Here is a 14,314-nt window from a genome sequence, read left to right on the forward strand (position 1 = left end):
CAGTTATCCCACGTGACACTGAGCGATGATCTTCCCGGTGGTGGGGGTGCCGGACATGACCGACTCCATGGCGTCACCGGGGCTGCCCGGACGGCTGCTGGCGGACCCTGAAATGATCGCCGCCTGTGCCGCGCGAGACTTCGCGCTGATCTTCCAACTCGCCAAGCGCAAGGGCGGGTTCCATGCTTCGCGGATCGCCAGGGCATGCGACCTGACGCCCAGCAGGGTGGGCGAGGTCATGAACGGCAAGCCGAAGATCACCAACATCGCTGTCATCGAACGCATCGCAGACGGCCTGGGGATTCCCGGGCACCTGCTGGGGCTCGCTGCCCGGAACTGGGAACGCCCGATGGTTCCCACGCCGCGCCGGCCCGCTCCGACTCCTCGCCAGGCCGCAGGCCCCTGGCTCGCTGAAGTCATGCCACCCAGCCCTGGCTTGGATGACATCCTCGCCATCGCGGCCGGCACCCGAGTCACGCCCACCGTCCTGCGGTCACTTCAAGCGTCGATCGAGGACTACTGGCGACGCGACGACGAGCACGGCGGCGAAGCCCTTCGACCGGCCGTGCTCGGCCAACTCAAGTACGTGAAGGGGATACTTCACGACACCACCGACCCCAACTTCCGCCGCAGCCTCCACGGCATCGCGGCCGAGCTCGCACGGCTCACAGGCTGGACCTACTTCGACGCCCGGCAGTACAGCACTGCCCGGGGCTACTTCGTTGATTCGCTCCGCCTCGCACGCGAGATCGACGACCGCCCGTTCATCGCCAACGTCCTCGCCTGCCTCAGCCTCCAGGCGACCTACCAGGACCAAGCGAGGGAGGCCGTCACGCTCGCCCGGGCCGCGCAGGACAGCGCCCGCCTCTACGGCGGAACCCCAAGGTTGATGGCGATGCTGTCCATGCGCGAGGCGTTCGGCCATGCCAGCGCGCACGATCAGGAGGCAACTCACCGTGCGATCAACGAGGCGCTGCACCACTTCGAGCGGACCAACCCGACGGACGACGATCCGGCATGGGTCCAATACTTCGACCGCACCAAGCTCACCGTTGATACCGGAATCGCTCTGGGGCAGTTGGGCGACGCCGACGCAGCCGAACCGCTCATCGCCGAGGCCCTGCAGTACGAGGCGACAACCAACCTTCGAGGCCGTGCGTTCCACACTTTCTGGCTCGCCCGCACCCGACTCCAGCGCCACGAGGTCGAGTCAGCCTGCGCAACCGCAACGGAAGCACTCGATCTCGCAGCGGTCGTGGAGTCTCCCAGGGTCCTCGCCCATCTCCAGGAGTTCAGCGGGCTGCTACGGCCCTACCGAAGCGTGCCGGTCGCTGCGGAACTGGTCCACAGGATCAGCGAGATGGCGGTCCGGTGACGTCAGAGACCCACCTCGTCCAGCAGGAGGTAGAGCACACCGACCAGTGAGCCGCTGCTGACGATCTCGCGGCGGTCGATCATGCCGCGCAGATCGGACAGCGGAATCCACTCAATGCGGTCCGACTCGTTGCGTTCGGTCGGCGGACCCGCGTACTCGACCGCGTCGGTGCGGAAGACGAAGTGCTCGGAGTCCGTGATGCCGTTCGCCGGCTGGGCGTAGATGAGCGGCTTGATCTCTCCGGTCTTCCAGCCGGTCTCCTCAAGCACCTCACGCGCGGCGGCCTCGGCCGGAGTCTCGTCGTCCTCGATCAGGCCCATGGGCAGTTCCCAGGCCCAGGAGTCGGTGATGAAGCGGTGCCGCCACATCATGAGCACCTGCTTCTCGTCGTTCACCACGGCGGCGACCGCGAGATGCCGGAGCTTGATCACGTGGTGCTCCCACCGGTGCCCGTCGGGCTGCTCGACATCGGCCAGCCACAGGTTCACCCATGGGTTCTCGTAGATCGGACGTTCCCCGTGGATCTTCCACTGCATCGCGACGGCCCCTCTCGGTGGACCTTCAGCATGTCAGAGACGGGACCACCACCACGTCCGTTTCAACCGATTTGCGTCACCCTGACGATAGGGAAAATCTGACGCTCGCCGTTGTTGTCGGTGCGGGCTTCGGCCCGCGCAGCGGCCCCTCGTCATCCAGCCGCCCCGCACCGGCCCCAGCTGCCTCGGAGGGGCAATGGAGGCAGCATGACGGGGAGATGCCGAAGCGCCGCGCTGGGAAGCCCCCTCCGCTTCCCAGTGCGGCGCCGGTACCGGTTCGGGTCAGTCCGCCAGCGGCAGGTACACCCGGTTGCCCGAGGCGGCGAACTCCTCGGACTTGGCGGCCATGCCGGCCACCGCCTCCGCGTCGAAGCCGGCGTCGGTCGCCACGGCCGTCGAGCCGTCGCCGTGCTCCTCGCGGATCTTCTGGCTGATCTTCATCGAACAGAACTTCGGGCCGCACATCGAGCAGAAGTGCGCCGTCTTGGCGGGCTCGGCCGGGAGGGTCTCGTCGTGGAAGGCGCGGGCCGTCTCCGGGTCGAGGGCCAGGTCGAACTGGTCCTGCCAGCGGAACTCGAAGCGGGCGTCGGAGAGGGCGTCGTCCCAGGCCTGGGCGCCGGGGTGGCCCTTGGCCAGGTCGGCCGCGTGGGCGGCGATCTTGTAGGTGATGACGCCGGTCTTGACGTCGTCCCGGTTGGGCAGGCCCAGGTGCTCCTTGGGGGTGACGTAGCAGAGCATCGCCGTCCCCCACCAGGCGATCATCGCCGCGCCGATCCCGGAGGTGATGTGGTCGTAGCCGGGGGCGACGTCCGTGGTCAGCGGGCCGAGGGTGTAGAACGGCGCCTCGTCGCAGATCTCCTTCTGGAGATCCATGTTCTCCTTGATCTTGTTCATCGGGACGTGCCCGGGGCCCTCGATCATCACCTGGACTCCGCGCTCGCGCGCGATCCGCCCGAGCTCGCCGAGCGTCTGCAGCTCGGCGAACTGCGCCTCGTCGTTGGCGTCCGCGATCGAGCCGGGCCGCAGGCCGTCACCCAGCGAGAAGGTGACGTCGTACGAGGCGAGGATGTCGCAGAGCTCCTCGAAGTTGGTGTAGAGGAAGTTCTCCTGGTGGTGCGCCAGGCACCAGGCCGCCATGATCGAGCCGCCGCGCGAGACGATGCCGGTCTTGCGACGGGCCGTCATCGGGACGTACCGCAGCAGCACGCCGGCGTGCACGGTCATGTAGTCGACGCCCTGCTCGCACTGCTCGATGATGGTGTCGCGGTAGACCTCCCAGCTCAGCTCCTCGGCCTTGCCGTCGACCTTCTCCAGCGCCTGGTACAGCGGCACGGTGCCGATCGGCACGGGGGAGTTGCGCAGGATCCACTCGCGGGTGGTGTGGATGTTGCGGCCGGTGGAGAGGTCCATCACCGTGTCGGCGCCCCAGCGGGTCGCCCAGGTCATCTTCTCGACCTCCTCCTCGATCGAGGAGGTGACGGCCGAGTTGCCGATGTTCGCGTTGATCTTGACGAGGAAGTTGGTGCCGATGATGGCCGGCTCGACCTCGGGGTGGTTCACGTTCAGCGGGATGACGGCCCGTCCGCGCGCGACCTCGTCGCGGACGAACTCCGCCTCCAGGCCCTCGCGCAGGGCGATGAACTCCATCTCCGGCGTGACGATCCCCCGCTTCGCGTAAGCGAGTTGGGTCACCGCGACACCGTCCCGGCCGCGCAGCGGGCGGCGTGCCCGGCCGGGGAAGACGGCGTCCAGGTTGCGCAGGTCGCCCCCGCGCGGCGCGGTGTGCTTGATGCCGTCGTCCTCCGGACGGGCCTCCCGGCCGTCGTACTCCTCGACGTCGCCGCGCTGGCGGATCCACGAGTCGCGCAGCGGCGGCAGGCCGCGCCGGACGTCCGGCTCGTACGCGGCGTCGGTGTACGGACCGGAGGTGTCGTACAGCGGCACGGTCTTCCCGTTGGTGAGCACGACCTCGCGGTACGGGACCCGCAGATCGGGCCGCGATCCCTCGCGGTACGCCTTGCGCCAGGCGGGGGTCGGGTAGCCGGTGGTCGCGCTGGTGACGGCCTCGCCCGGCTTCCGGGCAGGGCTCTGCTGTGCGTCGAACGTGGTCATCGGACCTCTATCTCCCTACGCCGGCATTACCCGGTCAGGTTCCTGCGGTCGGCACAGCGGCCGGTACGTGGGACGTACCGTTCAGCGCCCTCTCAGCCCGGTGCTCCGAGCTCCCGTGTCCACAGGCGGATTTGCCTGCGACAAGACGTCCAACACCGTAGCGGGCGGAAGGGGCCTGGTCCAGCGGGCCTCCAACCCATGGACACGCCCCTCCCCCGGGCCGCAGACTCGGGGGCATGGTGGGGAGCGTGGGACGGGTGACGGGCAAGGTCGGCGCCGGGCTGGTCGGCGAGGTGCTGCTGCACGTGCCCGAGCGGCAGGGGACGGAGGCCTTCCTGGCGTACCTGGCCACGCCAGGCGATCCGCTGCCGACCGGTACCCAGGTGGTCGTGACGGAGTACCAGCCGCCACGCACGGTGTACGTCGCGTCACTGTTCTGAGCACTCGCCGACGGCTGTGGACCGGCCACCCCGGGACGGGCCCGGAGTGTGACGCGCGAGACTTCGACTCGCCGGGGAAATGCTCTTCCCAAGTGATCAGGACAGGCGCAGAATCTCCAGCTGCCACCGGTTTCCGCGCCATCCTGCACAACAGAGCGCAGCCACGGACACCGGTGTGCCCTGAAGGGGGAATCAGACGATGCTCATCGGCATCGCAGGAGCCGTCGTGGGCGCCGTTGTCGCCGCGATCGTTCTTTTCAAATCCATGTGGCGGGTCGCCGAACCCGACGAGGCCCTGGTCATCTCCGGCTCCAAGCACCGCACCGAAGGTGTCGGCGAGGGGCTCGGCTTCCGGATCGTCACCGGGCGGGGGACGCTCGTCACACCCGGTCTGCAGGTGGTCCGCCGGCTCTCGCTCGACCTCAACGAGGCCGACCTCGACGTCGAGTGCGTGACGTCGCAGGGAATTCCGGTGCACGTCAAGGGAGTCGTCATCTTCAAGGTGGGCGACGACATGGTGTCGATCGCCAATGCCGCCCGCCGCTTCCTCGGCCAGCAGCAGATGATGGGCCCGCGCGTGCACAACGTGTTCGCCGGTCATCTCCGGTCCATCGTCGGCGGGTTGACGGTCGAGGACATGATCCGCGACCGCGAGCGGCTGACCGGTGAGACCCGGGCCGCGTCGGGCAGCGAGATGGAGAAGCTCGGGCTGATCATCGACTCGCTGCAGATCCAGGAGATCCTGGACCCGACCGGCTACATCAAGAACCTCGCCGCCCCGCACGCCGCCGCCGTCCAGCGGGACGCCCGTATCGCGGCCGCCGAGGCAGACCGGCTCGCCACCGAGGCGGAGCAGGAGTCGTACGCCCGCAAGGCCCAGGCGACCCGTAACTCCGGTATCCAGCAGGCCGGTTACCAGGCCGAGATGGAGACCGCGACGGCCCACGCGTTGCAGGCGGGGCCGCTGGCCCAGGCCGCCGCCCGGCAGGAGGTCGTGGTCCAGGAGACCAAGGTCGCCGAGCTGGAGGCGCACCGCAAGGAGCAGCAGCTCCAGGTCGACGTCCGCAAGCCGGCCGACGCCCGCGCGTACGAGACCCGCACCAAGGCCGAGGCCGACCGTGACGCCCGGATCTCGGCGGCGGAGGCCCAGGCCCGGGAGACCGAGCTCAAGGCGATCGCCGAGGCGAACCGGGTCAAGATCGCGGCGGCCGCCGAGGCCGAGTCCACCCGGGCTCGTGGCCTGGCCAGCGCGGAGGCCACCAAGGCCACCGGTCTGGCGGAGGCCGCGTCGGCCGAGGCCAAGGGTCTGGCGGCGGCCGAGGCGGCCCGTGCGCTGGGTCTGGCCGAGGCCGAGGCGATCAAGGCCCGGGCGGCGGCGCTGGCCGAGAACCAGGAGGCCGTGGTCGCGCAGCAACTCGCCGAGAACTGGCCGGAGATCGTCCGCGCCGGTGCCGAGGCGTTCGGCAACGTCGAGCACATGGTGCTGCTGAACGGCGCCGAGGGGATGGGCGAGATGTTCGCCAAGGCCCTCACCATGGGCGGTACCGGCCTCGGCCTGGCCCGCCAGCTGCTGAGCTCGATGAACGGTGCCACCGACCCGGCGGCACCGGAGGCGGCCCCGGCCGCGCCTGCCGCAGCGGCGCGACCGGTCAGCCAGGCGATCCCCGTCCAGCAGGACGGCGTCTGACCCCGCCCGCACACCCGCACGGCAGCGCCCGCCCACCTCGACGGTGGGCGGGCGCTGCCGCGAGGCGAACCGCCGCCGGGTCAGGCGGACTTGCTCTCCGCGATGACCAGCCGGGCCAGCCGCGAGGCGAAGACGTTGCCGACCGAGACGGCGAACCCGGTCGCGCCGAGCAGGAAGACGGTGCCCATCCAGACCATGCTCTCCAGCGGCAGCGTGTAGGCGCCGACCACCTTGGCCGCGCACTCGGCGAGCAGGGCGAAGCCCCAGACCACGGTGAAGCTGCGCTCCAGCCGCCGGAAGGCAGCCGAGCTCGCGGCCAGCCTGTCCCAGGCGGCGCTGCGGGCGGCGTCACCCTTGACGACGAACGGGCGCATCGCGGCGGTCATCATCGGGCGGCCCGCGACGGCCGACGCCAGCATGGCGAGCCCGATCACGCTGCTGACCACCCCGTCCTTGGCGATCATCAGGCGCGGGTCCCCGGAGACCGTCGAGAGCGCGATCCCCAGCAGGTTGACCACCAGCATCAGCGTCGCCAGCCCGTTCAGCGACCGGTCCCGGAGCAGCTGGTGCGCGGCCCGGACCGCCGGGACGACGCTGCTGACCACCAGCGAACCGACCAGGCTCAGCCCGAACACCGAGTGGGCGGTGTAGTAGGCGAGCAACGGCAACGCGACATCGACGGCGACCGGGCGGAGCGCGGCAGCCATCCCGTGGTCGCCGGTCTCGACTGCCGCACTGCGGGTGATGACTGCCATGGTCCGCTCCTTGGGGTGCCGGTCGTTCGGTGTGTCCCCAGAATCCCGCGCGGAGCGGGTCGGGCAGCAGTGCCCGGCGTACGGAAAGCCGCATGACAGATGTCATCCCCGGCCCGAGCCGAAGCGCATCCCGTCGCGTCGGGCCGCTTCGCGTGGGCCTGGGACACGGCCGAGCCCCCCGCTCCCGGATGTCGGGGAGCAGGGGGCTCGTACGGGTCTCGACCCGATGCGGCTCGGCCTTCGCCGAGCGTCAGCTCTTCGATGCCTTCTTCACCAGGATGATCACTGCGGCGGCGATACCGACCAGCACCAGACCGTTGACCACCAGCCCGATCAGCGAGCTCACCACGCCGAGCACGATCCAGAGCATCTTCCAGGCGACCACAACGACGATGATCGGGACGACGATGTTGCGCACCCACGAGGGCAGCGACTTCCAGAGCTCAGCCATGTCGGTTCCTTCTCTCCCCTCGGGCTTGCGTCGGCTTGTCCGCCGCGTCCCGTCCGCTTTCGATACTTCGATCGTACGGGCGTCTTTCCTGGTAAACGAGGGTTCCAGCCCCCGAGAGAACCCGGAGATCACCCCTAGGCCGCACCCCGGGGATCCCCCTGTCCCGGCCCCTGCCCCGGCCCTGCCGAGCGCACCGGACCGGACCCGCCAGGTCAGACCGGCCAGGTCTCGCCGCGCCAGGCCGCGTCCCAGAACATCCACTCGTACCGCGACGTGGTGCTGAAGTGCTCGACCATCCGACGGCGCTCGGCCGGCGAGATCTCCTCGCCGAGCCGGTCGGTGAGGGCCAGCACCCGGCGCACCACGGACTGGAACGCCTCGTCGCCGTAGGTGGAGATCCACTGCGCGTAGAGCGGGTCGGGGGAGGACTTGGCGAGCAGCTGCTCACCGACCCGGGCGTAGATCCAGTAACAGGGCAGCACGGCGGCGACCGCCTCCGCGAAGGAACCGCCGTACGCGGTGGCGAGCAGGTAGCTGGTGTAGGCGCGGGTGGTGGGCAGCACCGGCTCGGCGGCCGCCTCCGCCGCCGTCCGGCCGAACGCCGACATGAACTCGGCGTGCATGCCCTGCTCGGCTGCCAGCGCGCCGATCGCGTCGTCGGCGAAGGCCCGGACGTCCTGCTCGTCCGGTGCCTTGGCCGCGCAGACGGCGAGCGCCCGGGCGTACTCGCGCAGGTAGTGCGAGTCCTGGACCACGAAGTGCCGGAAGGCCTCGCGCGGCAGGGTGCCGTCGGTCAGGCCGCCGAGGAAGGGGTGGGCGAGGATCTCGGCGTAGACCGGCGCGATGGCCGCCCAGAGCTCCTCGGTGAGCGACGCGGGCGCGGGCGACGTGGGCGCGGGCGACGTGGACGCGGGCACGGGCGAGGCGGGCACAGGTGCGGACCCGGGTGTGTCGGCGGATGCGGATGCGGGCGTGGAAGTGGGAACGGACACGGGTGGTGACTCCCTCCCTGTCCCGGGCAGGGTCTCCCCGTGCCACGGCCAGGTTCTGGCGGTCGGCGCAGCGTGTGTCAGCGCCCTCTCAGCCCGCTGCTCCGGGCTCCCGCGGCGTGTGATCGGTGACGACGGGTGACGTACGCCGCCGACCCTACCCGGGCGGCCGGCCCGGCCCTGAAACAGGTGAGCCCCCGGACACGTGAGCCTGCCGGACAGGTGAGCCTCCCGGACAGGTGAGCCTCCCGCAGGCCGGTCGGCTCCACCCGGGGGCCCGACCGCCGCCGGTCAGTCCTCCGGCGGGGAGAACACGACCAGCACCCGCAGTTCCTCGGTGATGTGGTGGAAGCGGTGCGGTACTCCGGCGGGTACGTAGACCACGCTGCCCCGGCCGACGGTGGTGGTCTCGTCCCCGACGGTCAGCTCGGCGCGGCCGCTGATGACCTGGTAGATCTCGTCCTGGGCGTGCGGCGACTGGGTGTCGGTGTCGCCCGGCGAGAGCGCGTACAGGCCGGCCGACATGTTCCGCTCCTTCAGGAAGCGGAGGTAGGCACCCTGGTTGGCCGCGCGCTCCGCGTCCAGTCGGTCCAGTCGGAAGACCTTCATCGCCGCCGCCCCTCCTCGTCGGTCGGTGTCGACCGGTGTCGATCGGTCGGTGTCGACCGGCGTCGACCGGTCGCAGCGACATTGAACAACACGTGCGGGCCGGGAACTTCCCCCGGGCTCGCCGGGCTGCAACGATCTCCGATATGAAGAGTTTCGTGGTCAAGACCCTCATCAACGCCGCCGCGATCTGGGTGGCCGCCTGGATCGTCAACGGGATCACGCTCACAGGTGGCGACTGGCAGCACAAGACGATCACCGTGGTCGCGGTCGCGCTGATCTTCGGCGTGGTGAACTGGCTGATCAAGCCGCTGGTGAAGCTGCTCTCCCTGCCGCTGTTCATCCTGACGCTCGGACTGATCACCTTCGTGATCAACGCGCTGATGCTCTGGCTGACTTCGTGGGCCTCCGACAAGCTCAAGCTGGACTTCCACGTCGCGGGCTTCTGGTCGGCGCTGCTCGGCGCGCTGATCATCAGCCTGGTGTCCTGGGGCCTCAACCTGGCCTTCGGGGACGACGACTGACCGGCAGCAGGCCGGAGCCGGCGGAAGGAGTGCGGGTGGGGCCTCCCGGTCATCGGCCGGTAGACCCCACCCGCACCCCTTCCGCCTGCCGCGTGCCGACGGCCCGCTCAGCCGGCGTTCTCACAGCCCCGGCTGAGGATGTCGGCCAGCTGGGCGTCGAGTTCGCCGCTGACGATCTCCTGTCCCATCGGCACCAGCCGGTCCGTCCTGGCCAGGAAGGCGATCAGCGGCGGGGCCGGGGCGCGCAGCACGGCGCCTCCCTCGGGGGAGCAGAGCCGGATGCGCACGTCGGAGAGCTCGCCGCCGACGGGGTGGATCCGCACGTCGCCCTCACCGGCGGGGTTGCTGATGCCGTCGAGCAGCAGCTCGCGGGCGAAGACCCAGGCCACCGGGGTGTCGCCGGGCAGGTGGAAGGTGCAGCGGACCGCATAGGGGTCGAGGGGGTCGTACTCCAGATCGACCACGATGCGGAGGGAGAGCTCGTTCGAGACCTCGAAGTGCATGACCACGTGGCCCTGGACTGTGCTGTGCATGCGCCGGTACCTCTCGTTCTGGAGCGACGCCCCTCGCAGGGCCCCGCTCCGCCACGGCGGGCAGCCGGTCGGACCGGTCCGACCGGCGGGGACACGGGCAATTGGAGTAGTGCGCTCCGCTTTGCCCAAGTGGCGCTCATTGCAGCACAGGGCAAGCGGGCCCGCAATCATTAACGCTCGAACGACCCGTAAATCACCTTGGATTTAATGGCAGTAATCCGTCAAACCCATGCGTCTGCCGATAATTCGAGCACATTTTCTTCACATCGAAGATCCACAAGGTTGATGCCCGTCGCGGGCGAACGACACCCGCAGCGCACCCCGAATCATCCGTTCGGCGCAGCCGGACGCCCTCCGAGCGGGTCCGGACGCCCTCCGAGCGGGCCTGTTCGGGTTTCGGCGGCACCGTGACGGGGGGAGAATCCCGCACAACGCCCGTGCCCCGGAGGTGGCCATGGCCGGACCGGTCCGCCCAGTCGTCAAGCGCACCGCCCGGGCGATCCTGCTGGAACTGGACCCGGACGACCCGCACGCCCCGGCCGACATCGTGCTGATCAAGCGCACCCGGCCGGGCTCGCAGCCGTACTGGATCACACCCGGCGGCGGGGTCGAGCGCGAGGACCGGACGGTGGTGGAGGCCCTGCACCGCGAGGTGGACGAGGAGCTCGGCGGCAAGGTCGAGGACGTGGTGCCCGCCTTCGTCGACACCGTCGCCCACTCGCACCACGAGGACGGCACGCTCGCCCACCCGCACGGAGTGAAGGTGCAGCACTTCTTCGTCTGTCGGCTCGCCTCGATGGACCCGGCGCTCCGGCACGGACCCGAGGTCGACGAGCCGCAGGGCGAGTACGAGATCGTCCGGCTGCCCTTCACCCGCGAGGGCGTCACCTCGGTCAACGTCGTACCGCCGCGCCTGCGCGCATACCTCGCCGCCAACATCGAGGGCATCCGGGCCATGCTCGCCCCCGACCTCGCCTGAGCCCCTCCGGCCCGAGCCCTTCCAGCCCGAGCCTCTCCGGCCCGAGCCCCGTCGGGTCCGAGCTCCGTCGGCCGGGGCCGCCCGGGGGCGGGTGGAACCGCGCGCCGGGCCGCCGGGGCGGCTACCCGGCCGCGAGGTCATGGTGGATGTCCGTGTCCGCCATCCCCGACCGCAGCAGTGCGGCACAGGCGCGCCGCACCATCGCGGCGGGGCCGCTGAGGTAAGCGGCCCGGCCGGCCCAGGGGCCGTACGACCCGATCAGATCGGGCAGGTCCCCGGGCAGCGCCTCGGCCGTGGCGACCCGCTCGTCCGAGACCACCGCCCGGACCGACAGCCAGGGGTTGCGCCCGGCGAGCCTGCGCAGGGTCTCCAACTCGTACAGCTCGCCGTGCCGCCGGGCGCCGTAGAACACCTCGACCGAGCGGCCCGCCGGGCCGTACGCGGCGATCTCCTCGACCAGTGCGCTGATCGGCGCGATGCCCGTGCCGCCGCCGAGGCAGACCAGGTCGGTACCGCTGCCGTGGTCCACCACCATCGCGCCGGCGGGCGGGCCGAGCCGCAGGACGTCGCCGGGGGCGGCCCGGCGGACGAGTGCGTTGCTCACCCAGCCGGCCTGCACCGCCTTGACGTGGAAGGTGAGCAGCCCGTCCGGCCGGGGCGCGGTGGCGAACGAGAAGTGCCGCCAGACCCGGGGCCACCAGGGCGTTTCCAGCGTGGTGTACTGCCCGGCGCGGTACGGGTACGCCTGGTCGGGCCGGACGGTCACCACCGCGATGTCGGGTGTGCGCTGCCGGTGCTCGACCACCTCGGCCTGCCACCAGGGCGGCGAGGTCTTCGCGGCACCCTCGGCCGCCTCGATCATGATCTTCGAGATCAGTCCGTACGCCCGGCGCCAGGCCAGTTCGGTCGCGCTGTCCCAGCGGTTTCCGCAGAAACGTTCCAGCGCGGCGATCAGACACTCCCCCACCGGGCCGTAATGGCCGGTCAGCGTCCCGTACTTGCGGTGCCCACGGCCCAGCCCGGTCAGGTACTCGGTCAGTCCCACCAGGTCGTCCGCGTTCCGGCCGGCCATCAGCAGGGCCCGGAAGAGCCGGTCCCGCTGGACGTCCATGGCCGCCGGGAAGAGCGCCCGGACCTCGGGGTGGTGCAGGAAGATCAGCGCGTAGAAGTGCGCGGTGGCCCGGTCGGCGACCGGCTCCACCACCGCCAGGCTGGCCCGGATCAACTGGATGTCGGCCGGTGTGGGCGCCTGCCCGGCGGCCGCCCGCGGATCCGGGGCCGGCTCGGGGCCGGCCGGGGGCGCGGCGTTGCCGTCGAGGGCGTCCAGCGCCCAGGCCCGGCTCCAGTGATCGCCCGGACCGGCCCAGTTGAGCCCCGGCGCCCGGGTGAACATCGGCTGGATCGCCGGACCCGGGGTCGGGGCGGTGGCGGGCTCCGGCCTGCTGGGGGCGGGCGGGTCAGGGGTGTACGGCTCGGGGGTGTACTGCTCGGGGGTATGCGGCGCGGGGTTGTACTGCGCTGGGGTGTACGACGCGGGCGCCGGGACCGTCGGGGGGAAGGCCGGGCGAGCCGGGATCACCAGCTCCGCCACCACCACCTCCGGCACGGACAGAGCCGACCCGGGCGCGGCAGGCACGGGCCCGGACACGTCCGGCACCGGCAGTCCAGGCACCGGACCCTCGGCCACGGGCATCCCCGGAACTGCGGCGACCGCCACCGATCCGTTCCCCGTCCGCACCCTCAACGGGACTGGCTTCACCATGACTTGACGAGTGCCCAAGAGAATCGCTTCGCTTCCGGTCGTCCTGGCTTGTCTCTGCTTGACGCCTTCGGAAGCCTGACACGCCCAAACAGCTGATCCGACAAATCCTGCGAAGCCCTGACGCCCGCCCCGGACACGCGCTACGCTCGCCCGCAACCCATGGCCGCCCTGCCCCGCGAAGCACGGAGCAGGGCGGCCGAGTACCGCTGGTTACAACTGGTTACAGCTGCCGCAGCAGCATTCCGGGCTGCTCGACGCAGTCCGCGACGAAGCGCAGGAACCCTCCCGCCGTGCCGCCGTCACAGACCCGGTGGTCGAAGGTGAAGGACAGCTGGGTCACCTGCCGCACCGCCAACTGCCCCTCGTGCACCCACGGTTTGGCGACGATCCGGCCGACCCCGAGCATGGCCGCCTCGGGGTGGTTCAGGATCGGGGTCGACCCGTCGACCCCGAAGACACCGTAGTTGTTGAGCGTGAAGGTGCCGCCGGTCAGCTCGGCCGGCGTGAGCCGGCCCTCCCGGGCCGTCTCCGTCAACCTGGCCAGTTCGGCGCCCAGTTGCTCCGTCCCCAGCAGGTGCGCGTCCCGCACCACCGGCACGACCAGCCCACGGTCGCTCTGCGCCGCGAAGCCGAGGTTCACCGCGGCGTGCCGCCGGATGCCCGAACCGTCGCTCTCCACACTGGAGTTGAGCTCCGGGAAGCGGTCCAGCGCGGCCGTGCAGATCCGGGCCAGCAGTGCCAGCACGGACACCTTCGGCCCGGCCGTGCGGTTCAACTGCGCTCGCAGCTCCATCAGTCCGGTCGCATCGGCGTCCACCCAGCAGGTCGCGGCCGGGATCTCCTGATGGCTGCGGGTGAGCTTCTCGGCGATCGTCCGCCGCAGCCCGCGCAGCGGCACCACCTCGTCGGCGGCCGAGCCGGCAGCGGCGACCGCGGCCTTGACCGGAGCCACGGCCGGACGAGCTGCCGCAGCCACCGCCCGCTCCACGTCCGCCCGCAGGATGAGCCCGTCCGGCCCGCTCCCGGTGAGCGCCGCCAGGTCGATCCCGTGCTCGCGCGCCGACCGCCGCACCAGCGGCGAGATCACCGGCACGACCACCGGAACGGCCACCACCGGCGCGGCCACCGCAGGCGCCGTCGGCGCGGCCTCCACCCGTGCGGCCACCGCGGGCGCGACCGGGCCCGGCACGCCGACCGCAGCGGCACCGGTCCGCACCCGGGCCCGCCGGGCGCCCTTCGGCCCGTCCGCGACCCCGTACCCGACCAGCGGGCGTTCGACCGCGGGCTCGGCCTGCACGGCATCCGACGATCCGGCCGGCGGCGAGACGGCGACCGTCACCAGCGGAGCGCCGACCGGCACCTCCTCCCCCACCGCGCCGAACAGCGCGGTGACCACGCCGCCGTAGGGGCAGGGCACCTCGACGACCGCCTTGGCCGTCTCCACCTCGACCACCGCCTGGTCGACGGCGATCACGTCGCCCACCTCGACCATCCAGCGCACGACTTCCGCCCCGGTGAGCCCCTCACCGAGATCGGGCAGCTTGAACTCGCGTACCACCGGCATC

At 71.1% G+C, this 14,314-nt stretch carries 14 protein-coding genes; 5 read left to right on the plus strand and 9 right to left on the minus strand.

Going from position 1 to position 14,314, the window contains the following annotated elements; all coding sequences use genetic code 11:
* Positions 1–55 precede the first annotated feature (55 nt).
* Positions 56–1,375 (plus strand): NsdA family TPR-like regulatory protein, encoded by a 1,320-nt coding sequence (locus tag ABD330_RS05505; RefSeq protein ID WP_344461328.1) that lies wholly within the window; start codon positions 56–58, stop codon positions 1,373–1,375.
* 2 nt (positions 1,376–1,377) lie between these two features.
* Here ABD330_RS05505 and ABD330_RS05510 read toward each other — a convergent pair whose 3' ends face one another.
* A complete protein-coding gene (locus ABD330_RS05510; protein ID WP_344461330.1) occupies positions 1,378–1,911 on the minus strand; it encodes an NUDIX hydrolase in 534 nt (177 codons plus the stop codon).
* 282 nt (positions 1,912–2,193) lie between these two features.
* A complete protein-coding gene (gene thiC, locus ABD330_RS05515; RefSeq protein ID WP_344461332.1) occupies positions 2,194–4,023 on the minus strand; it encodes a phosphomethylpyrimidine synthase ThiC in 1,830 nt (609 codons plus the stop codon).
* 236 nt (positions 4,024–4,259) lie between these two features.
* Between thiC and ABD330_RS05520 the strand changes: the two genes are divergently transcribed.
* Together ABD330_RS05520 and ABD330_RS05525 are read left to right on the plus strand one after the other, a co-directional pair.
* Positions 4,260–4,463 carry a hypothetical protein gene (locus ABD330_RS05520; RefSeq protein ID WP_344461334.1) on the plus strand — a complete coding sequence of 68 codons (204 nt, stop codon included), beginning with the start codon at positions 4,260–4,262 and terminating at the stop codon, positions 4,461–4,463.
* A gap of 199 nt (positions 4,464–4,662) precedes the next feature.
* Positions 4,663–6,150, plus strand: a complete 1,488-nt coding sequence (locus ABD330_RS05525; protein WP_344461336.1) for an SPFH domain-containing protein — start codon at positions 4,663–4,665, stop codon at positions 6,148–6,150.
* A gap of 80 nt (positions 6,151–6,230) precedes the next feature.
* On the opposite strand, the gene ABD330_RS05530 is transcribed toward ABD330_RS05525, so the two are convergent.
* The 4 genes from ABD330_RS05530 to ABD330_RS05545 all read right to left on the minus strand — a co-directional run bounded on the left by ABD330_RS05530 (position 6,231) and on the right by ABD330_RS05545 (position 8,954).
* Positions 6,231–6,905: a VC0807 family protein gene (locus ABD330_RS05530; RefSeq protein WP_344461338.1), complete on the minus strand. Its 675-nt coding sequence runs from the start codon at positions 6,903–6,905 to the stop codon at positions 6,231–6,233.
* A 250-nt stretch (positions 6,906–7,155) separates the two neighbouring features.
* Positions 7,156–7,356, minus strand: coding sequence for a DUF5326 family protein (locus ABD330_RS05535; protein ID WP_344461340.1), 201 nt, complete (start codon positions 7,354–7,356; stop codon positions 7,156–7,158).
* A 212-nt stretch (positions 7,357–7,568) separates the two neighbouring features.
* A complete protein-coding gene (tenA, locus tag ABD330_RS05540) occupies positions 7,569–8,273 on the minus strand; it encodes a thiaminase II (RefSeq protein ID WP_344461342.1) in 705 nt (234 codons plus the stop codon).
* Between the two features lie 363 nt (positions 8,274–8,636).
* Positions 8,637–8,954 carry a cupin domain-containing protein gene (locus ABD330_RS05545; RefSeq protein WP_344461344.1) on the minus strand — a complete coding sequence of 106 codons (318 nt, stop codon included), beginning with the start codon at positions 8,952–8,954 and terminating at the stop codon, positions 8,637–8,639.
* A gap of 143 nt (positions 8,955–9,097) precedes the next feature.
* Between ABD330_RS05545 and ABD330_RS05550 the strand changes: the two genes are divergently transcribed.
* Positions 9,098–9,475, plus strand: coding sequence for a phage holin family protein (locus ABD330_RS05550; protein WP_344461346.1), 378 nt, complete (start codon positions 9,098–9,100; stop codon positions 9,473–9,475).
* A gap of 107 nt (positions 9,476–9,582) precedes the next feature.
* Here ABD330_RS05550 and ABD330_RS05555 read toward each other — a convergent pair whose 3' ends face one another.
* Entirely contained in the window at positions 9,583–10,008 is a 426-nt protein-coding gene (locus tag ABD330_RS05555) for an SsgA family sporulation/cell division regulator (RefSeq protein ID WP_344461348.1), read from the minus strand.
* A gap of 454 nt (positions 10,009–10,462) precedes the next feature.
* Here ABD330_RS05555 and ABD330_RS05560 point away from each other — a divergent pair, with 454 nt between their 5' ends.
* On the plus strand, positions 10,463–10,987 hold the full coding sequence (locus tag ABD330_RS05560; protein ID WP_344461350.1) for an NUDIX domain-containing protein: 525 nt from the start codon (positions 10,463–10,465) through the stop codon (positions 10,985–10,987).
* A 121-nt stretch (positions 10,988–11,108) separates the two neighbouring features.
* Here the strand turns inward: ABD330_RS05560 and ABD330_RS05565 are convergent, their stop codons facing one another.
* Together ABD330_RS05565 and ABD330_RS05570 are read right to left on the minus strand one after the other, a co-directional pair.
* Positions 11,109–12,593: a globin domain-containing protein gene (locus ABD330_RS05565; protein WP_344461352.1), complete on the minus strand. Its 1,485-nt coding sequence runs from the start codon at positions 12,591–12,593 to the stop codon at positions 11,109–11,111.
* Between the two features lie 376 nt (positions 12,594–12,969).
* On the minus strand, positions 12,970–14,313 hold the full coding sequence (locus ABD330_RS05570) for a dihydrolipoamide acetyltransferase family protein (RefSeq protein WP_344461519.1): 1,344 nt from the start codon (positions 14,311–14,313) through the stop codon (positions 12,970–12,972).
* Position 14,314 lies beyond the last annotated feature (1 nt).

The organism is Kitasatospora kazusensis (genome assembly GCF_039529945.1).
Taxonomy (GTDB): Bacteria; Actinomycetota; Actinomycetes; order Streptomycetales; family Streptomycetaceae; genus Kitasatospora; species Kitasatospora kazusensis.